20 protein-coding genes and 1 riboswitch are annotated in these 18287 nt (G+C 66.0%); of the genes, 5 read left to right on the top strand and 15 right to left on the bottom strand.

The annotated features are described in order from the left end of the window. Nucleotides 1-16 precede the first annotated feature (16 nt). Complete coding sequence (locus AB0313_RS15070) at nt 17-1243, top strand: glutamate--cysteine ligase (protein WP_366306458.1); 1227 nt, start codon at nt 17-19, stop codon at nt 1241-1243. 127 nt (nt 1244-1370) lie between these two features. Here AB0313_RS15070 and AB0313_RS15075 read toward each other — a convergent pair whose 3' ends face one another. The 4 genes from AB0313_RS15075 to AB0313_RS15090 form a co-directional block, all read right to left on the bottom strand. Then, nucleotides 1371-2579: an O-succinylhomoserine sulfhydrylase gene (locus tag AB0313_RS15075; RefSeq protein WP_366306460.1), complete on the bottom strand. Its 1209-nt coding sequence runs from the start codon at nt 2577-2579 to the stop codon at nt 1371-1373. Next, nucleotides 2580-2990 carry a rhodanese-like domain-containing protein gene (locus tag AB0313_RS15080; protein ID WP_141945352.1) on the bottom strand — a complete coding sequence of 137 codons (411 nt, stop codon included), beginning with the start codon at nt 2988-2990 and terminating at the stop codon, nt 2580-2582. It lies immediately after the preceding gene. Continuing rightward, nucleotides 2987-3250, bottom strand: coding sequence for a DUF1737 domain-containing protein (locus tag AB0313_RS15085; RefSeq protein ID WP_366306462.1), 264 nt, complete (start codon nt 3248-3250; stop codon nt 2987-2989). The genes AB0313_RS15080 and AB0313_RS15085 overlap by 4 nt, the downstream gene beginning before the upstream one ends. 13 nt (nt 3251-3263) lie before the next feature. Then, a riboswitch (SAM riboswitch) is annotated at nt 3264-3379 on the bottom strand. Between the two features lie 413 nt (nt 3380-3792). Continuing rightward, on the bottom strand, nt 3793-3960 hold the full coding sequence (locus tag AB0313_RS15090) for a hypothetical protein (protein ID WP_366306464.1): 168 nt from the start codon (nt 3958-3960) through the stop codon (nt 3793-3795). A gap of 26 nt (nt 3961-3986) precedes the next feature. On the opposite strand from AB0313_RS15090, the gene opgC reads away from it, so the two are divergent. After that, entirely contained in the window at nt 3987-4457 is a 471-nt protein-coding gene (opgC, locus tag AB0313_RS15095) for an OpgC domain-containing protein (RefSeq protein ID WP_366306466.1), read from the top strand. 56 nt (nt 4458-4513) lie between these two features. Here opgC and AB0313_RS15100 read toward each other — a convergent pair whose 3' ends face one another. Further along, a complete protein-coding gene (locus AB0313_RS15100) occupies nt 4514-4768 on the bottom strand; it encodes a hypothetical protein (protein ID WP_366306468.1) in 255 nt (84 codons plus the stop codon). Nucleotides 4769-4991: 223 nt separating this feature from the next. On the opposite strand from AB0313_RS15100, the gene AB0313_RS15105 reads away from it, so the two are divergent. Continuing rightward, nucleotides 4992-5696 (top strand): TetR/AcrR family transcriptional regulator C-terminal domain-containing protein, encoded by a 705-nt coding sequence (locus AB0313_RS15105; protein WP_366306470.1) that lies wholly within the window; start codon nt 4992-4994, stop codon nt 5694-5696. 6 nt (nt 5697-5702) lie between these two features. Here the strand turns inward: AB0313_RS15105 and AB0313_RS15110 are convergent, their stop codons facing one another. Both AB0313_RS15110 and AB0313_RS15115 read right to left on the bottom strand, forming a co-directional pair. Then, on the bottom strand, nt 5703-6167 hold the full coding sequence (locus AB0313_RS15110) for a pyridoxamine 5'-phosphate oxidase family protein (protein ID WP_141945363.1): 465 nt from the start codon (nt 6165-6167) through the stop codon (nt 5703-5705). A 60-nt stretch (nt 6168-6227) separates the two neighbouring features. Further along, nucleotides 6228-7154 (bottom strand): aminodeoxychorismate lyase, encoded by a 927-nt coding sequence (locus tag AB0313_RS15115; protein WP_366306472.1) that lies wholly within the window; start codon nt 7152-7154, stop codon nt 6228-6230. A gap of 96 nt (nt 7155-7250) precedes the next feature. Between AB0313_RS15115 and cls the strand changes: the two genes are divergently transcribed. After that, the gene (cls, locus tag AB0313_RS15120) at nt 7251-8723 is read left to right on the top strand and encodes a cardiolipin synthase (protein WP_366306498.1); all 1473 of its coding nucleotides are present in this window, start codon (nt 7251-7253) and stop codon (nt 8721-8723) included. 16 nt (nt 8724-8739) lie between these two features. Here the strand turns inward: cls and AB0313_RS15125 are convergent, their stop codons facing one another. The 8 genes from AB0313_RS15125 to AB0313_RS15160 form a co-directional block, all read right to left on the bottom strand. Beyond that, nucleotides 8740-10038 (bottom strand): multidrug effflux MFS transporter, encoded by a 1299-nt coding sequence (locus AB0313_RS15125; RefSeq protein WP_366306474.1) that lies wholly within the window; start codon nt 10036-10038, stop codon nt 8740-8742. A 137-nt stretch (nt 10039-10175) separates the two neighbouring features. Then, nucleotides 10176-12272, bottom strand: coding sequence for an aminodeoxychorismate synthase component I (gene pabB, locus AB0313_RS15130; RefSeq protein ID WP_366306476.1), 2097 nt, complete (start codon nt 12270-12272; stop codon nt 10176-10178). 110 nt (nt 12273-12382) lie between these two features. Then, a complete protein-coding gene (locus AB0313_RS15135) occupies nt 12383-12916 on the bottom strand; it encodes a low molecular weight protein-tyrosine-phosphatase (RefSeq protein WP_366306478.1) in 534 nt (177 codons plus the stop codon). A 183-nt stretch (nt 12917-13099) separates the two neighbouring features. Further along, the gene (locus tag AB0313_RS15140; protein WP_141945375.1) at nt 13100-13723 is read right to left on the bottom strand and encodes a LysE family transporter; all 624 of its coding nucleotides are present in this window, start codon (nt 13721-13723) and stop codon (nt 13100-13102) included. A 45-nt stretch (nt 13724-13768) separates the two neighbouring features. Continuing rightward, nucleotides 13769-14161, bottom strand: a complete 393-nt coding sequence (locus AB0313_RS15145) for a type II toxin-antitoxin system VapC family toxin (RefSeq protein ID WP_366306480.1) — start codon at nt 14159-14161, stop codon at nt 13769-13771. After that, entirely contained in the window at nt 14158-14457 is a 300-nt protein-coding gene (locus tag AB0313_RS15150; protein ID WP_366306482.1) for a type II toxin-antitoxin system prevent-host-death family antitoxin, read from the bottom strand. The genes AB0313_RS15145 and AB0313_RS15150 overlap by 4 nt, the downstream gene beginning before the upstream one ends. Before the next feature lie 67 nt (nt 14458-14524). Beyond that, nucleotides 14525-15343 carry a methyltransferase domain-containing protein gene (locus AB0313_RS15155; RefSeq protein ID WP_141945379.1) on the bottom strand — a complete coding sequence of 273 codons (819 nt, stop codon included), beginning with the start codon at nt 15341-15343 and terminating at the stop codon, nt 14525-14527. Nucleotides 15344-15372: 29 nt separating this feature from the next. Beyond that, a complete protein-coding gene (locus AB0313_RS15160) occupies nt 15373-15873 on the bottom strand; it encodes a MarR family transcriptional regulator (protein ID WP_366306484.1) in 501 nt (166 codons plus the stop codon). Between the two features lie 206 nt (nt 15874-16079). Here AB0313_RS15160 and AB0313_RS15165 point away from each other — a divergent pair, with 206 nt between their 5' ends. Continuing rightward, complete coding sequence (locus tag AB0313_RS15165; protein ID WP_366306486.1) at nt 16080-18281, top strand: efflux RND transporter permease subunit; 2202 nt, start codon at nt 16080-16082, stop codon at nt 18279-18281. Nucleotides 18282-18287 lie beyond the last annotated feature (6 nt).

Genomic DNA, 18287 nt, shown 5'->3' on the forward strand with positions numbered 1-18287 from the left:
CCCGCAGAATGTTCGTATGCGTACATTCGGCGTAGAAGAAGAACTCCTGATTGTTGATCCGGAGTCCGGAGAGCCGCTTGCCCTGGCTGACGCCCTCCTTGCAGGCCACAACGTGGCAGCTGACGATCTTCCCGTGGACCGGGATGTCCACCACATCGGGAACCAAGCGGATTACGACGACGAAATGGGCTTGAGTGCCGAGCTGAAGCTTGAGCAGATCGAGACGCAGACCCGGCCGTGCCCGGAGTACGGCAGCCTGCTGGAACAAATCCGTGCCGGCCGTGCCTTGGCGGACCAGGCAGCAAGGAAGCACGGGGCCCGGGTGGCGGCGCTCGCCACGTCGCCGGTGGCCTCCCCCAGCCACACGACACCCGATCCCCGCTACGCGAGGATGCTGGAACGCTTTGGCCTCACCGCCCAGGAGCAGCTGACCTGCGGCTTCCACGTCCACACCTACATCGAATCGCCGGAAGAGGGCGTGGCGGTCCTGGACCGCATCCGCGACAAACTGGCAGTGCTCACAGCCCTGAGTGCCAATTCGCCGTTCTGGAACGGGGTCTCCACCGGGTTCGAAAGCTACCGGACGCAGGCGTGGAACCGCTGGCCGACGGCGGGTCCGGCGGGCATCTACAGTACCTATCCTGCCTACCGCCGCGTAGTGACCCGGCTGCTGGACACCGGGGTCATGCTGGACGAAGGCATGCTCTACTTCGATGCCCGTCTGTCCCGCAACCACCCCACCGTGGAGGTTCGCGTTGCGGATGTCTGCCTTCGGGCCGAGGACGCCGCGCTCATCGCTGTGCTGGTCCGGGCGCTGGTGGAGTCGGCAAGCCGGGAATGGCGTGGGGACGTGGACCCGGCACCCGTTCCCACCGTCCTGCTGCGGATGGCCTCATGGCAGGCAAGCAGTGAAGGGCTGAGCGGTGAGCTCCTTGATTTTGGCAACTTCCGCCCCGCCCCGGCCGCGGACGTGGCCCGTTCCCTGGTGGACTACCTTGCCCCCGTGCTGGAAGAGCAGGGGGAACTGGCCCTGGCCCGGCGTGGAGTGGAGGACATCATTGCACGCGGAACGGGGGCCGCTGAACAGCGCCGCGCCCGCGATAAGGCCCTTGCCGGACCGCCGCCGGAAGACATGGGGTTCGGCGCGGTGGTCCGGCAGGCCGTGTACGTGACCATGCGCGGTTCGCTGGACCTGGCAGAGGTGGAGACAACGCCCGAGCTCCTGCGCGTCCGCCAGGCCTGACGGTCAGCCCGCGACAATTCATGGGCGACGCACCGTTTCCTTTTCGACGCGCAGATTCCCCTACGCGACTCACATTCGGGCCGCGAAGGGGATCGTGCGCGTCGATAATGCGAAGGCGCGTCGAAACCTAGATCTGCTTCAGCGCCTGTTCCAGGTCGCGGATGAGGTCCTCCGGGTCCTCGAGCCCAACGGAGAGCCGGACCACGCCGTCGCTCAGTCCAATCGCCGCCCGCCCCTCCGGGCCCATGGCGCGGTGCGTGGTGGTGGCGGGGTGGGTGATCAGGGACTTGGAATCGCCCAGGTTGTTGGAGATGTCGATGATGCGCAGCCCATCCAGCAGTGCGAAGGCGGCTTCCTTGCCGGAGCGTCCGCCGGAAGGGGCGAGCTCGAGGGTCAGTACCGTGCCGCCGGCGCTCATCTGCTTCGCCGCCAGGGTGTACTGCGGATGCGACTTCAACAGCGGATACTTCACCCAGCTGACGGCAGGCTGCTGTTCAAGCCACTCGGCGAGGCGGAGGGCAGTCGCGGAGGAGTGCTTCACCCGCAGGCCCATCGTCTCCAGGCCCTTGGTCAGGACCCAGGCATTGAACGGGGAAAGCGCGGGGCCGGTGTGGCGCATCAGCTGCTTCACCGGCCCGTCGATGAATTCCTTGGTGCCCAGGATCGCACCGCCCATGACCCTGCCCTGGCCGTCGATGTGCTTGGTGCCGGAGTAGACGATCACGTCCGCGCCCAGGTCACCGCAGCGCTGCAGCAGGGGAGTGGCAAAGACGTTGTCGGCCACCACTGTGGCGCCCGCGGCGTGCGCCAGTTCGCTGACCGCGGCGATGTCCACGATTTCCTGCATCGGGTTGGACGGGGACTCGAAGAAGACGGCGGTGGTGGGCTTGGAGAGGGCTTCACGCCATTGGTCCAGGTCCGGCCCGTCGACGAACACGGTCTCCACGCCCCACCGCGGAAGGATTTCGTTCAGGATCACGAAGCAGGAACCGAAAAGGGAACGGGCAGCTACCACCCGGTCGCCGGCAGCCAGCAATGCACCCAGCGCAGTGAACACGGCGGACATGCCCGACGCCGTCGCAAAGCATGCTTCGGTGCCTTCCAGCAGCCTGAGCCGCTCCTGGAACGTGGCCACCGACGGGTTGCCGTAGCGGGAGTACACGAACCGCTCGTCTTCCCCGGTAAAGGCTCGTTCGGCCGCGGCCGCGGACTCATAGACGAACCCGGAGTTGAGGAAGAGGGCTTCCGAGGTTTCCTGGAAGTTGGTGCGGTCCAGCCCGCCGCGGACAGCCTGGGTATCGGGGCTCCAGCCGGAGGAGTCTTGGTTGAAAGTCACTTAGTTCTTCCCGAGGTTGGTGGGCAGGCCGCGGTTCTTCCAGCCATTGAGGGTGCGTTCGCCGTACCGGTCGGGGTCGCCTTCGAAACCCTCCAGGACGCTGTAGGCCGTGAAGCCCGCCTGCGTGGCTGCGGTGGCTGCGGCGATGGAACGCTGGCCGGAACGGCACAGGAACACCAGTTCCGTGGCAGGGTCCTGGGGTGCCTGCTCCTTGAGGTCCTTCACGAAGTCGGGGTTGGGGATGCCGCCCGGGAAGGTCCACTGGATGAAGAGGGGGTCGTTGTCGGTGGCTTTGGTGTCCGGAATGCCAATGTGGGCCCATTCACCCTCGGTGCGGACATCCACCAGGACGGCGCCCTGCTCCAGTTTGGCCCAGGCTTCCTGGGGCGTCAGGTCCCCTGCGTAGCTCATGCGTGGCCCTCGCCGTCGAACTCGCCCTCCAGTTCGTCCACGGCAGTGGCCACTGCGGCATCCGCGGACGCGATTGCGGCCGGAAGGACGACGGCCTGCGCCACGATCACGCTGGTGCCGTTGAACGTTGCTGCCGGGCTGCCGTGCAGCACGTAGCCGTCCGCCAGCGCAGCCGAGATCCGTTCACAGAATTCACGGTTGTCCGCCCCGGTAATCAGGCGGTAGGACAGTCTTTCGTCAGGGGCGGGTGCGTCAGACACGACGGATCTCCTTCTTTCACGCTTGCAGCTCGAATCGGTCGATATGCCGAGTATTCACCTGAGGCACCCCGCCGCGAAAGGGAGGGTTGCCGACCGGCCAGTCAGGGCTTAGCACCGGTACTCATTACTCCCCAAAAAAATAACACCTGAGGCGCCAACCTGCACCGCCGCCGTCGTCATGTTCCGTAATTGAGCGGGCGGCAGGGCGATAAAGTTCTTACCGGGGGCGCCGCCCCGTCTCCAGAGCAATGAGTACGTGGGTCCTTGTCAGCATGCGGGCACACGTATCGCACCACCACGCCGCCGGCGGGCGGAACCGTCCGTGTTCCGCCGGAACCTTCCTGGCAGCCGCACTGATCGCCCTCGTGGCCCTGTTGGTCCCGGCAGTGCCGGCCCGGGCGGCAGACACGGCCCCGGACAAGGGAAAGCCGTGGCTGGGGGCCGTGCTCGAGTGGGGTGAGGATACCGCCGCCGGCTTCAGCGACCGGCTCGGGGCCAGTCCCGCCGTCTTCGGGCACGACATCACCGTTCCCTACCGGGATTCAGAACAAAATGACCTCGACGGCTTCCTCCAGCAGGCCGCAACCAAAGGGTCGCACGCCCTGCCAGCAGCCGGCCGACTGCCGGAAGGCATTCCGGAACGTGGCGGCGGCGTTCAGGAAGTACGACGGCGGCAGGGCCACCATGGTGTGGGCGCCGTACCTGGGCACGGGCTACCCCTTCGACCGGAGCCGGAATGCGCCGCAGCCCGGAAGCGAAGGTTTCGCCCTGCTGGATACGAACGGCAGCCGCGTTCGCGCTGGCCTTCCTGTCCTGGGGCAATCCCTACCTGGCCAACACCTACGACGTCCGCCTGGCGCTCGTACCGGATGCCGCCTACCGCCCCATGTATGACGCACTCTTCGGCCGGACGTACCTGGCCCCCGGCCGGCTGCTCGTCGTCCTGGTCCTGGTGGTGGCGGCCTATGCGTTCCTCAGCGCCTATTGGAAACCGGTGCAGCGTCTACTTGGCTGGTTCCTGATCCCGCTGGGCAGGGCAACGCTTAACGTCTTCATCATGCACGTGGTGCTGATCGCCGTCGTCCCCAATATTCCCGGTCTCCAGCAACAAAGCAGCTTTCTCAACACAGCGGCCTATGCCGTGGTCCTGGGGCTGTTGTGGGTCATGGTCCGTACCAGGTTCCTTTTCCGAATCATCCCCACATGAAAAATGCTGCGGCACCTGTGCGTGCCGCAGCATTGATCGTCTACTGCTTGTTGCCCTTACACGAGTCCCGGATAGCTGCTCAGGATGTAGTCCGCGGCAGCCGGGCCCTTCATGCGAAGGCCCCGGTGGCCGGGTGACACCTTGGTCTTCATCGCGGCCCAGAACTTTGATTCCGGGCGGGGGGCCTGCTGGTTGATGAAGCACCAGCTCGTGTAGAGCCCGTAAAGGCGGTCCGGATCCAGGGTGGTTTCAGACGCCTGGTCGAAGTAGGTGGCTTCGTTGAGGAAAATGTCGAACTGCGAATGTGCCATGACGGCGTCCCTTCGCTCGGTGCTCGGTGCCGCTATTCGGCTACAGCAGCGGACCTCGATGCCCTGCACGGGGGCAAAGAAGGGTGAATTGGGCCTTTATACCCCTGGCCCAGAAGCGGCGCTAACTCCGTATCTACGATGTAGACTTTACTCGTAGACTACAGATACGGCAAGCGACTGGAGTAACTGGTCGCATGAAGCGCCGGCACTCAGGACGGACAAAATGGCTTCCCCAAAAACGGTGACAACAGCCGGCCGCAAGGCCCCGCTCAGCCGGGAGGTGGTGCTGGCCAAGGCCTTGGAAATCGTGGATGCCGAAGGGCTGGATGCGTTGACCATGCGCCGCCTGGGCATGGAGCTTGGCCGGGATCCGATGAGCCTTTACCGGTACGCCGAGAACCGGGCCGCCCTCCTGGATGGAGTCTCGGAACTGGTCCTCAACCAGCTCAACATCCATCCCGAGGACCCGGACTGGAAAGAGCAGCTCCGGAAAATCGCGCACAATTTGCGCATGCTGGCACTTAGGCACCCCAACGTGGTGCCGCTGCTGGTCACCCGGCCCCTTTCCACCCCGCTGGGCCTGCGCCCGCTGGGCACGCTGCGGCCCCTGGAGCAGATCCTGTCCCTGCTGGTGGCCGCAGGATTCGAACCGGCCGATGCGCTGCACGTCTACCGCGCCTACTACGGCTTCCTCTACGGGCACATCCTCAACGAACTGCAGGAGTACGTGGTGGACCCTGAAGAGAACGAAGTCCTGCTGCGGCTTGGCCTGCACCGCCTCCCCGCCAAGGAGTTTCCAAAGCTGCGCGCCCTGGCCCCGGCGCTGGCGGAGTACGATGGCGCCACGGAGCTTGACCAGGGACTTACCATCCTGCTTTCCGGGCTGGAGGCACAGCTTTCCAGGCAGGCTGCCCGTTCCGGTCGCTGACGACGGCTACTCGAACGAGGCCCGGCGCCGGTCCTGGAGGCGGGTGTTCCAGACATCAGGCCTGTTGACTTTGAACCGGCGCCCTGTCAGCGCTTTGGCGTTGAGCCTGACGTAATTGGCCTTCTCGCCGGGCTGCCACGGCTCCAGGCCAAGGCCGTCCACAGCATCCCTGACGGCCTGGTCCTCGATGATTTCCGTGTCGCCCCGGACCACTACGCTCCAGGCCTGCTCACTGGAGGGATCATAGCCATCGATTTCCAGGGCTGCCGGCCGTTCCATCCGTGCGCCCCACAGCTTTGAGCCCGGAGCCGTGCGGAAGACGATGCTGCGCAGATGGACAACGTAGTTCACCGGGAAGATCTCCGGATGTTCATCCACCACAATGGCCAGCCTGCCCACCGTGTCGGTGTCGAGCAGTTCCCAGCAGTCGTCGAAGGACAGTTTTTCGATCGGCAGGTTTCGCGAGTCCATGATCCACACCTTACGGGTGATCAGGGGGCGGGAAAAGGGACCGCGGCGCCGGGCGCAGGTCTAGTGGATGCCGGCGAAAAGTCCGCTCAATTCCGCTGTCAGTTCCTTCTGGACTGCCGGGGTGCCGATTTGCTTGCCGTCGATCGTGTTCACGGGTGCCAGCAGGCGGACGCTGGATATCAGCCAGACAGCGTCGGCGTCCAGCAGATCCTGTGGCTCCAGGGGGCCGTACCCCAGTTCCCAGCCTGCCGCCTTGGCGGCGGCGAAGAGTGCGCCCTGGGACGTTCCGGGCAGGATGCCGCTGTCCAACTGAGGTGTGATGAGCCGCTTAACCGGAGTGCCGTCGTCGGACTTCACGTGCGCGAGCAGCACGGTGGAGGTTGGGCCTTCCAGGACGCGGCCGTCGGAGGACAGGAAGATGACATCGTCCGCACCCTGCTTGTGGGCATAGCGGAGTGCCGCCATGTTGACGGCGTAGGAAAGCGTCTTGGCGCCAAGGAGCAGCCAGGGTGCCCGTTCGGCCACATCGCTGTCATAGCCACGGTCAAGGAAGATCACGTCGATGCCTGTTTCCCGCTGGCGGCGGCCGGACGCACCCGCCGGGGACGCCTGCACCCAGGCCGTGGGAGCCGGGGCGCCCTCCACCCCGCGGGTCACCACCAGCTTGACTACCAGTTCATCAGCCGCGGGGTCTGGCGGCGGGTTTTCCGTCCGGTGCCGGGACACGGCAGCAGTGATGGCCCGGCGCCACACGTCCTGCTCCGGAATGGCCAGGTCCAGTGCCGCCGCAGAGCCGGCAAGCCGGTCCAGGTGGGCCTGCATTTTCCGCACCGACCCACCCACAGCCAGCATGGTTTCAAAGATGCCATCGCCCCTGGTAACCCCCAGGTCCGTGACCAGCAGCTGGGGCTTGGACGCATCGGCCACCCGGCCGTCGGGGAAATCGGGGTCGAGGAAAAGGAGAACCACGGGTGCTGGAGAGGTCATGGCACCAGCTTAGTGCGGTGCCGCGGCTAAGCTGGGCGGAGTGCACCGGCCGGAAGCCGTTCCCCGGAGCCCAATCTCCCGGGAGTTATAGACGTGTTGTGGCCTTTTTCGCTTGCCGGCACCGCGCCGACATGGGTAGTGGTGCTCCTGGGCTTCATCGACCTGGCCATCAGGGTACTCGCCCTCGGCATCATCCCCGGCAACAGGCGCCCCACCACGGCCATGGCCTGGCTGCTGGGCATCTTCTTCATCCCGTTTGTGGGCATCGTCCTTTTCCTGCTGTTCGGCAACTTCCAGCTGTCCAGCCGCCGCCGCGCGCAGCAGCAGCTGGTCAACGACCGGGTGCAGGCCGGCATCACTGCGCTCTCGGACGCCGAAAGCGACTACCCGGGTCCGGAGTGGGTCACGTCCGCCGCTGAACTCAACCGCACGCTGGGGTCGCTGCCCATGGTGGACGGCAACACCGTGGACCTTATCCCCGGGTACCCGGACTCCATCCTGGCCATGACGCAGGCCGTGCGGAAGGCGAAGAAATTCGTCAACGCCGAGTTCTACATCATGAGCTCGGACCACGTGACCAATGATCTGCTCACTGCCATGGAGGAAGCCGCGGAGCGGGGCGTGGAAGTGCGCGTCCTGTTCGACCACATCGGCACGCTGCGCATCAAGGGCTACAGGAAGCTGCTCAAGCGCCTGAGGGCGGGCAAGATCCAATGGAAGCGGATGCTCCCGCTCCTGCCCATCCACGGCCAGTGGCGCCGGCCGGACCTGCGCAACCACCGCAAGATCATGGTGGTGGACGGCGAGGTCGCCTTCACGGGGTCGCAGAACCTGATCGAGCCCTCCTATAACAATCCCCGGCACCGCAAAGCGGGCCGTGAGTGGGTGGAGCTGATGGCATGCCTGCGGGGACCAATCGTCACCACCCTGAACGTGGTCTTCGCCACCGACTGGCTGAGCGAAACGAACGAGTCACTGGAACAACAGCTGCAGCTTCCGGCGGATCCCGAGCCCGGCGGCGTCACGGCCCAGGTAGTACCCAGCGGGCCCGGGTTCATCACCGAGAACAACCTCCGTCTGTTCAACACGCTCATCTACTCCGCCCAGCACCGGATCTCGATCTGCAGCCCCTACTTCGTTCCGGACGATTCGCTGCTGTATGCGATCACCACCGCGGCCCAGCGCGGCGTCGACGTAGAGCTGTTCGTCTCGGAGAAGGGGGACCAGTTCCTGGTCCACCACGCCCAGCGGTCCTACTACGAGGCGCTCCTGGAAGCCGGCGTGCGCATCTATCTGTACAAGGCCCCGTTCGTACTGCACGCCAAGCACTTCACCATCGACGACGAGGTGGCCGTCCTGGGCTCCAGCAACATGGACATGCGGTCCTTCTCCCTGAACCTGGAGGTCTCGGTGATGCTCCTGGGCGAGGACATCGTCAACAAGATGCGGGCGGTGGAGGACACCTACCGGGACATCTCGCACGAGCTCAAACTCGCGGACTGGCTAACCCGGCCGCTCGCTGCACGGTATGTGGACAACGTGGCCCGGTTGACAGCCACGGTCCAATAGGGCGGACGGCACGTACTTACCCGTCGGCACCTACCCGTTGGCCGCCGTCGTTCCCTGCGTGCTCGGGCCAGCCGCCCTTCCGGTACGCAGGAGTTCCCAGGGCCAGCACCAGGACCGCCAGGGCGCAGCTGCCGATCATGACGCAGACCATGGACAGCGAGTTTCCGCCCAGGACCCCTACCAGGGGACTGACGAGCCCCGCCACGCCGGACTGGAGGGCTCCGATGACGGCCGCCGCCGTCCCTGCCATATGCCCGTAGTTGTGGAGGGCCAGGACGGAAGCGTTGGCCGGGATCATTCCCTGCATTGACAGGACCAGCCACAGCCCGGCGACCACTCCAAATGCGCCGCCGGCACCGGTTGCCACCACCAGGAGCAGCAGCAGGGCGAAGCCCAGCTGGACCAGGAGGGCGGTGCGCAGGAGGCGTGACGGCGGAAATTTTCGGACCAGGGCGGCGTTGAGCTGGGCTGACAGCACCAATGCCGCGCCGTTGAGGGCGAAGACCAGGGCGAACTGCTGGGGGCTGAGGCCGTATTCGTTCTGGAAGACAAAGGGCGAGCCCACCACGTAGCTCATGATCAGGGCCAGGCCCAGGCCCGGGATGACTGCCAGGGCCATGAAGTGCCGGTCCCGCAGCAGCGTCCAGTATGCACGGGCCACATGCCTGGGGTGGCCGGAACTGCGCCGGTCCTCCGGCAGCGTTTCCGGCATGAACTTCACGACAACCGCCACAAGAACCAGCCCGATGAGAGCCAGCGCATAGAACCCGATGAGAGCCAGCGCATAGAAGACGGCGCGCCAGTTCCAGGCTCCGGCGATGGCTTGCCCCACGGTCGGGGCCAGGAGCGGTGCCACCCCGATCACCAGCATCAGCCGGGACAGCAGCCGGGCTGCGGCGGAGCCGACGAACCGGTCGCGGATGACGGCGAGGGCCACCACGGCGGCGGCCGCGTTGAAAAAGCCCTGCAGCACGCGCAGCCCTGTGAGCGTTTCGATGTTTGGCGTCATGGAGCACAACAGCGAGATGGCGACGTGAAGTGAGATGCCGATGAGCAGCGGCAGCCGCCGCCCAAACCGGTCCGAGAAGGGGCCGATGACCAGCTGGCCGATGCCGGCGCCCACGAGCGTTCCGGACAACGTCAGCTGGGCGGCCGCCTGCGTGGTGTGGAGGTCCGCCTCCACGGCGGGCAGGGAGGGCAGGTACATGTCCGTGGTGAGCGCCGGAAGCGCCGCCAGGGCCCCGAGCATGAGCACATACTTGAAACTGCGCGGTGCCTGCCTGCTGGAGTTTTGGGGATGGGATGGTTCCGTCATGCGGCAACCTACCTTGTGTGGGCGCTTGGGTCCGCCGCATGGCTTGGGCGGGTCAGCTGACCATCAGGTGCCTACCCCCGGCTGGTTCCTCCTAAACGGTCGTCCGCACTGTGGATAGGGGAACCGGTCACCTGGAATCAGTCGTCGGGGAAGTCCGCACCGAGGGTGGAGAGCACCCCGTGGGCCTTTGTACGGATCTCCTCATATTCATCGTCCGGTACGGAATCCGACGTGATGGCGCCCCCGACGCCGAGGGACAGTTCAGCCGTTGCGTCACCCGTCGTGCTGACCACCAGGGTCCGGATGGCGACGGCGAGGTCCGCCGCCCCGTTGAGCGAAAAGTAGCCGATGGCGCCCGAGTAGAGGCCGCGGGGCCCGGCTTCGAGCTGGTCCAGGATGGCCATGGTGCTGATCTTCGGGGCACCGGTCATGGAACCGGCCGGGAAGCACGCTGCCACCGCCTCCGCCCGCAGGGCACCGGGAAGGAGGCGGGCGTCGATGGTGCTGACCATTTGATGGACCGTGGCGTAGGTTTCGATCGCACACAGCCTGCTGACGGTCACCGATCCGGGCTCGGCAAAGTGGCTCAGGTCGTTGCGCAGCAGGTCCACGATCATGATGTTCTCGGCCCTGTCCTTCAGGGACGTGGCCAGGTCGGTGCGCAGTTGCCGGTCCTCTTCCGGGTCGGCTGCCCGGCGCCGGGTGCCCTTGATCGGCTCGGCGCGCATCCCGCCGTCGGACGCTATCTTCAGGAACCGCTCGGGCGAGGTGCTGGCCACAGAGAGTTCTCCCAGCCGCAGGTAGCTGGCGAACGGGGCCGGGTTCCTCCGGCGCAAGGCCAGGTAGGTGGTCCAGGGATCCAGCGAGGCGGCCGGGATCCGGGCCTCGAGGGTGGTGGTCAGGCAGACCTCGTAGGTGTTTCCCTCGGCGATCTGGTGCTGGGCGGCGGTGATCTTCTCCCGGTACCGTTTGCCCGTGTCCCGGCTCCGGAAGACAGGCGGTTCAGGAAGTACGACGCCGGTGCTGGCGCCGGCTTCCGCTGCTCGGCCAGGATCGGCGCGGATCGCGGCATTCTCAACAGCCGTGCGTGCCTGAGCCAGCCACTCGCCGGCGTCGGGAGCTTCCAGGGCCAGGAGCCAGACGGCACCATCGGCGTGGTCCAGGACCAGCGCCCGGCCGGCAAAGATCAGGGCGGCATCCGGCGTGGGCGCCGAAACGTCGCTGCCGCCGGTTTCACGCTTGAGCTCGTAGCCGAGGCAGCCGAGCCAGCCCAAGGTGAACTCGCCGGGGTATCCGTCCGGGACGGCCACCGCCCGCCGGCCCCACACAGTGTCCAGCCAGCGGAAGAACGGGCCCGGAACGGTGGCCGTGCACGAGCCCGCCTTGATCCGGCTTACGCCTGCGCGGTGCGTCACCAACTGGCCGAACGTTCCGCCGTCGTCCGCCATGATGCTGAACCGGCTGCGCTCCGCTGCCGTCCGTGCTGCCTGGTCCCCCGCGTCCTGTCCAGCGTCGTCCTTGCCGGCAGCCGCATTCGAGGAATCCAGCCAGACGGCATTGGCAGAGCGGCCGTACAGGGCGTGGAACAGCGCGGGCGCATCGGAGATGGCTGTCAGGCGCTCGGCATGCAGGCGCAGGCCGCGGCGTGCGGACAATTCAGGCGCCAGCGCCGGTGCCAGGGCGGGCAGATAGGGGAGGAGCTGCAGCAGCTCGGCCGGAGCCGAGCCGTCGGCAAGGTTGTGGACCCGGAGGTCCGCATGGCCGGGGACGTCGTCGCGGCCCAGCCACTCGTCCTCCTGCGCTGCCCACTGGTCCCAGTACGGCTCATACGTCGCCCCGTCGCGGTCCAGCGCCCGCGTCCTGCGGATGTCGTCGGGAGACTCCGCCCATATCACTGCTTGGAGCATCGGCCGGGCTGCCTCTGCCGCTGCCCCCACTCCCTCGATAATCACGATCTCCGCGGGCAGCGTCACCCTGGTGTCGCCGTCGTAATGGTTCTTCCAGTCCCAGCTTGTCCAGGTGGCGGCCTCGCCGCGGCTCAGCGGCGTAAGGACTGTTGTGACATAGCGTTCGACGCCGGCCGCCAGGCCGTTCCAGCCGGGGTAGATGTCTTCAAGGTGGAACAGTGAGACCTTATGGTGGGCGCGGAGCCTGGCCGCAAGCTCGACGGCGAGGGTGGTCTTCCCTGCGCCGGAACGCCCGTCGACGGCGATGATGACGGGGGCTGGGCTCATGGACTAGAGCGTACCGTTTTCCCTTGGCAGCTTTCATCCATGAACGGCGCTTTGCCGGGAGGCATTCCTCCTGCCGGGTTGCACCGGTTCTTTCCTGCGACGGGACCCAGCTAGTGCGGCTGAAGCTGGGTGTTCTGCAGGACAGCTGCCTTGATGTGCCGGACCAGGCCGGGCAGGGCGGCGTGGATCTGGTGCCACACGGCATCGAAGTCCGCGTGGCCGCCGTACCAGGGGTCCTCAATGCCTTGGTCCAGCCGGTCCCGCTCCGCCATGGCGGGATCGAAACTGCGGAGCATGTGTATCTTGCCCAGGGAATCCTGGTCCGGCGCCGCTTGGCTCAGCCAGGCAAAGTGGTCGATGTCGAGGGCCAGGATCAGGTCTCGCTCGTGGAACCAGTCCGGCTCCCATTCGCGCGCGATGTGCTGTTCCGAGGCCAGCTGGGTTGCAGCGAGCCGGCGCGCTGCCCGGGGATCGATGGGACGCCCGGCCTCGTAGCCGGTGATTCCGGCGGAGTCCACCTCCACCAACCCGTCAAGGCCCTCGCGTTCCAGTGCTGCCTTGAGCATGAGCTCGGCCATGGGGGACCGGCAGATATTGCCCGTGCAGACGGTGATGACGCGGTATGCGCTCGACGTTGAGTCCATGCCCCCAAGCATGCGCGCATCCGATCGCTCTTGGCTAGCTGTCGGTTCACATTGCTTTACAGCCTTGTAAAGATGCATGACGGGCGCCGGCATGGGTACGTCCCACGATGGTGCCCGTTCTGAGTGGCCGGCGTCAGCAGCTCCGTTTGCTTGGTGGTTGAGCAGCTCCAGCCGGGGCCTCGGTCAGTGGATCAGGGCCAGCAGGATGCCGACAGCCACGAACAGGACGCCGAACACCCTGCTGAGGACCATTTGCCCCTGGTCCGTGGTGGTGAAGCGCTGGAATGACTTCGCCGCGGCGGCAAAGAAGAACCACATGACCAGGATGTCGATGGCCACGATGGTGGCCGTCAGAACCGCATACTGCGTGACCAGTGGCTGGTCCGGGCGGATGAACTGCGGCGTGAAGGCGAGGAAGAATACGATCGCTTTGGGATTGAGCAGGTTCACCCAAAAGCCGCGCCGGAAGATGGACCAGGCGGGCTCGTTGCTGAGCGCGGCGGCCTGCTCCTGTGCGGCGGATGGCTTGCTGAGGAACTGGCGGATGCCCAGGTAGACGAGGTAGGCCGCCCCGGCGTAGCGGATCACGTTGAAGGCGAGGGGCGAGCTGGCCACGAGCACGCCGACGCCCAGGGCCACAATCAGCACGTGGACGATGAGGGCTGCCTGCTGCCCGAGGATCCCCCAGATGGAGCGCCGGAATCCGGCATTCAGGGAGTTGCTCATGGTGTTGATGGCCCCGGCTCCGGGGGTGAAGCTGATGAGGGCGCCGGCACCCGCCAGGGCCAGCCACAGGGAAAATTGCACTGATCAATCTTATGGCCAAGGCCGGTTGTCCATGGCGGGGAACCCTTACCAGAGCGTGGAAACCGGCTCGAAGGCCCTCAGATGATCGTCGGCGGTGACAAGCGTGAACCCTTCCACCATGGCCTGGGCCGCCAGCATCCGGTCGAACGGGTCCTTGTGATCCCAGTCCAGCTGCCCTGCGGCAAGTGCGTGTGGCGAGCTTATCCCGATCTCGGAGGCGTAAAGGTGGGCAACCTGGCGCCCGAAGCTGGTGACGATCGCAGCTCCGGAGGGGAGCTTTCCCTGCCGGTGCTTATAGGACAGCTCATAGGCTGTCACCGGTGAGACGAAGACCTGGTTTTCGAGTTTCGTGATCGCATTCCGGGCTTGGGATGAGAGTTTCCTGGGCTCGGCGATCGCCCACAGGAACACATGGGTATCCAGCAGCAGCTGCGTCACTCGGCAACTCCCATTTCCTCGTCAGTCCAAGGCTCGTAAAAGTCGTCGGGTATGTGGAGCGGAGCAAGGAAGCCCAGCTCCCGCTTGAGGGGCCGCTCTATTTTGACCAGCCGCGCAACGGGCCTGCCGGACTTGGCTATGACCACGTCCTCACCGCGCTCCACAAGGTTCAACAGCTCGGAAAGGCGGGTCTTGGCTTCCTGGACGTTGTATTGCCCCATGTTGACCAAGTCTACTTGGTCAACCTCCTCCGCAGTAGGTTCGGACCAGTAGCCGTTGTCGCCGAAGTACGTCATGTCCCGAGGCTGCGTGCGGCCAATCCTGCGCAGGGAAGGAAGCTCCGGCTATGGGGACAACCAGGGATCAGGCCCGGGCAATCACCTCGCCGTTCGGGATCAGGAACCAGCCGTCGTCCGTGGAACCCCAGCGGTGCCAGCCGGCCGAAATCCGGGCAAGGTCCGCCGCGTTGGCGAATCCGTACTCCAGTGCCTGCTCAGCGAAGGCGGAATGCAGGACCCGTTCGCCCCAGACGCGCGCCTGCCAGCGGCGCTGCTGGGCTGTGGCGTACAGCCAGTTGCTGCTGGTGGGAGCGACGTCGGTGAAACCCGCTGACTGGGCCCAGCTGACCAGCCGCCGCCCGGCGTCGGGCTCTGCTCCGTTGCGCCGGGCGATCCGCTGGTACAGATCCATCCATTCGTCCAGTTCCGGAATTTCCGGGTACCAGCTCATCCCGTGGAAGTCGGCGTCGCGGACCGCCACGATGCCGCCAGGCTTGGCCACCCGCCGCATCTCCCGGAGTGCCTCCACGGGGTCCGTGAGGTGCTGGAGCACCTGGTGTGCGTGGACGACGTCGAACGTTTCGTCGGGGAAGTCCAGGTCGTAGATGTTGCCCGCCACGAACTCGACGTTGGGCACTTCCCGCTCTACGGCGAGTGCCTGTGCCTGGGCGATGACGTCAGGCGAGCGGTCCAGGCCGGTGACATGGCCCGGGCTGACAAGGGCGGCGAAATCGCAGGTGATGGTTCCGGGCCCGCAGCCGACGTCGAGCAGGGTTGACCCGGGTGTGAGGTACGGGAGAACGAAGGCGGCCGAGTTCTCGGCGGTGCGGGCGGCATGGGCCCGGACCACGGACTCGTGGTGGCCGTGCGTGTAAACGTCTTCTTCAGGCTGCTGCGCACTCATAACCAAACGCTACCCCTTGCGGGGGCCCGCTACCCGGATTCCGTCCTGGCCGCCACGGTGGCATCGATCATGGCCGTCATGAAGCGCGTGACGGTTTCCAGTTCCGCTTCGGAGAACCCTGCCATGGCGGTGCCCATGTGCTGCGCCAGCGGGGCGAAGATGGCCCCGCCCTCCTGGAAGGCCTTTGGAGTCATCTTCAGCTGGACCTGCCGCCGGTCCGTACTGTGCCGTTCACGGACCACGTGTCCGGAGCTGTCCAGCCGGTCGATCAGCGCCGTGGTGGCCGGTGAACTCAGGTTGAGTTCCTTCCGCAGCAGGCCCGGCGTCACCACGTTGCCCCGTGCCGTATGCCGCATGATCACAGCCAGGGCGTTCATGTCAGTGCGGTGCATGTCCTTGCGCTCCCCGGCGGCATCGACGTACCGGTTCGCTTCAATGGTGAACTCCTGCAGGATCCTGAGCAGGGGATGGCCGAACTCCGGGCCCGACCGCTCGAAGGAGGATGGCGGGGGAGCGCTCTTTCCTTCCATCTCCACCTCCCTGTCGTTCCGTCCCGGGCCACTTTCTGTGCCGGCGTCCTGACGGATATTACTCCAGCGCGGGACATCGCCTGCTGACGTTGCTGCTGACCGGATCACACAATCCGCATAAAGCTTGACTGGCACTTATCTCTATGGCGGAGATAATCTATGCTGGAAACAAATTTTACTCCCCCTGCTCGTGGACGGAAGGCATCATGAATCGCACAAAAGTCGCCAGGGAACGTGTTCCGTTCTGGCTTCGCTGGCTGGTACCGGTGGTCCTGGTGCTGACCTGGCTGGGACTCGCCGGGGTTGGCGGCCCCACGTTCGGGCGCCTGGAGGAGGTCTCATCCAATGACCAGGCGTCCTTCCTCCCCGCAAGCGCGGAGGCCACCGAGGCCCAGGACTGGCAGTCGAAGTTCCGGGACTCGGACGAGGTTCCCGGCATCATCGTCATCGAGAAGAACGAGGCTTTCACTCCCCAGCAGCTCGGGGAGCTGGCCAAGCTGAAGACCAGCCTTGAAGACCTCAAGCTGGGCAGCACCGTGATTGGCCCGATACCGTCGAAGGACGCCAAGGCAGTCCAGTTCGTGGTTCCCATCGGGTCCTCGGGCGAGATCAAGGACGCAGTGAAGGAACTCCGCGACACCGTCACGGCGGCGGCCCCGGAGGGTGCCCGGACCTTCGTTACCGGGCCGGCCGGCCTGGCGGCGGACCTCACTGCAGCGTTCGGCGGCATTGACGGGATCCTCCTGCTCGTGGCACTCTCCGCGGTGTTCGTCATCCTCCTGATCGTCTACCGGTCCCTGCTGCTGCCCATCATGGTCCTGCTCACCTCGGTGTTCGCCCTCTGCGCCGCCATCCTGCTGGTGTTCGGCATGGCAAAGGCCGGCTGGATCCAGCTCAACGGCCAAAGCCAGGGGATCCTCTCCATCCTGGTGATCGGCGCCGCCACGGACTACGCCCTCCTCTTCGTGGCGCGGTTCCGGGAGGCCCTCACCCACACCACCAACCGGACGGCAGCCGTCCTCACGGCCTGGAAGGCATCCTTCGAGCCAATCCTCGCGTCCGGGGCCACCGTGATCATCGCGCTGCTGTGCCTGCTCTTCTCCGACCTCAACTCCAACAAGGCCCTGGGCCCGGTTGCGGCCGCAGGCATCCTCTGTGCACTGTTCGCCGCGCTGACCCTGCTGCCGGCCCTGATGGCACTGCTGGGCCGGGCCGCCTTCTGGCCCTTCCGGCCCAAGCTCCTTCCTGCGGACCAGCGCGAACCGGACCTGGTCACCGGCCTGGAAGGCCAAAAGGGCCTCTGGCGGGCTACGGGTTCCCTCGTGTCGCGGCGCCCCAGGACCATCTGGGTGGCCTCGGTCCTCCTGCTGCTGGTTGCCGCGGGCGGACTGTTCCAGCTGAAAGCCAACGGCGTGCCGCAGACCGATGTCATCCTCACCGCCTCCAACGCAGTGGACGGCCAGGACGCGCTGGCCCGCCACTTCGACGCCGGCAGCGGCAGCCCCGCCGTCGTGGTTGCGGACCAGGGCAAGGCGGCCGAGGTGCTGGACAAGGTGAAAGCGGACGGCGGCGTGGGCGACGCTTACCTGCTGGGGCGCGGCAGCGTGCCCGTCACCGGAGCCCCGGGCGCTCCCACCGCACCGGACGTCCGGGACGGAAAGGTCCTCATCAACGCCACGCTGAAGAATGCCGCTGACTCGCTTGAGGCGGAGGAGACCATCAAGGCCCTGCGTGCCGAGGTGAAGGCCGTTGATCCCGGTGCCCTGGTGGGTGGCGTGACTGCTACGGCACTGGACACCAACACCACCGCCCAGCACGACCTGGTGGTCATCATCCCGGTGGTCCTGGTGGTGATCCTCTTCATCCTGATGCTGCTGCTGCGCTCCGTCGTGGCCCCGGTCCTGCTGGTGCTCTCGGTGGTGGTGTCCTACGCGGCCGCACTGGGAGTCTCGGCCTTCGTGTTCAACAACCTCTTCGGATTCCCGGGAGCCGACGCCACCGTTCCGCTCTTCGGCTTCGTCTTCCTGGTGGCCCTGGGCGTGGACTACAACATCTTCCTGATGAGCCGCGTCCGCGAGGAATCGCTCAAGCACGGCACCAGGCCCGGCATCCTGCGCGGCCTGGTGGTGACCGGCGGCGTGATCACCTCGGCCGGCGTAGTCCTGGCCGCCACGTTCGCTGCACTGGGTGTCATTCCCATCATGTTCCTGGTGCAGCTGGCCTTCATCGTGGCCTTCGGCGTCCTGCTGGATACGGTCCTGGTGCGCTCGCTGCTGGTGCCGGCCCTGGCGTACGACATTGGCCCGAAGATCTGGTGGCCCAGCAAACTGGGCCGGACGGATGCCGGCAATGCCGTCCGCAGGCGGGAGTCCGGCGTCGAGCCCCTTGAAGAGGTTCCCAGCCGCTAGGCCGGC

Origin of the sequence: Pseudarthrobacter sp. NPDC080039, assembly GCF_040702335.1 — a bacterium.
In the GTDB taxonomy this organism is placed as follows: Bacteria; Actinomycetota; Actinomycetes; order Actinomycetales; family Micrococcaceae; genus Arthrobacter; species Arthrobacter enclensis_A.

Bases quoted from the DNA above. Each gene is read 5' to 3' on its own strand.
- AB0313_RS15070 (WP_366306458.1), top strand. From the start codon at position 17: ATGCGTACATTCGGCGTAGAAGAAGAACTCCTGATTGTTGATCCGGAG.
- AB0313_RS15080 (WP_141945352.1), bottom strand. From the start codon at position 2,990: ATGAGCTACGCAGGGGACCTGACGCCCCAGGAAGCCTGGGCCAAACTG.
- opgC (WP_366306466.1), top strand. From the start codon at position 3,987: ATGCGCCGCAGCCCGGAAGCGAAGGTTTCGCCCTGCTGGATACGAACG.
- AB0313_RS15100 (WP_366306468.1), bottom strand. From the start codon at position 4,768: ATGGCACATTCGCAGTTCGACATTTTCCTCAACGAAGCCACCTACTTC.
- AB0313_RS15105 (WP_366306470.1), top strand. From the start codon at position 4,992: ATGGCTTCCCCAAAAACGGTGACAACAGCCGGCCGCAAGGCCCCGCTC.
- AB0313_RS15110 (WP_141945363.1), bottom strand. From the start codon at position 6,167: ATGGACTCGCGAAACCTGCCGATCGAAAAACTGTCCTTCGACGACTGC.
- AB0313_RS15115 (WP_366306472.1), bottom strand. From the start codon at position 7,154: ATGACCTCTCCAGCACCCGTGGTTCTCCTTTTCCTCGACCCCGATTTC.
- AB0313_RS15125 (WP_366306474.1), bottom strand. From the start codon at position 10,038: ATGACGGAACCATCCCATCCCCAAAACTCCAGCAGGCAGGCACCGCGC.
- pabB (WP_366306476.1), bottom strand. From the start codon at position 12,272: ATGAGCCCAGCCCCCGTCATCATCGCCGTCGACGGGCGTTCCGGCGCA.
- AB0313_RS15135 (WP_366306478.1), bottom strand. From the start codon at position 12,916: ATGGACTCAACGTCGAGCGCATACCGCGTCATCACCGTCTGCACGGGC.
- AB0313_RS15150 (WP_366306482.1), bottom strand. From the start codon at position 14,457: ATGACGTACTTCGGCGACAACGGCTACTGGTCCGAACCTACTGCGGAG.
- AB0313_RS15155 (WP_141945379.1), bottom strand. From the start codon at position 15,343: ATGAGTGCGCAGCAGCCTGAAGAAGACGTTTACACGCACGGCCACCAC.
- AB0313_RS15160 (WP_366306484.1), bottom strand. From the start codon at position 15,873: ATGGAAGGAAAGAGCGCTCCCCCGCCATCCTCCTTCGAGCGGTCGGGC.
- AB0313_RS15165 (WP_366306486.1), top strand. From the start codon at position 16,080: ATGAATCGCACAAAAGTCGCCAGGGAACGTGTTCCGTTCTGGCTTCGC.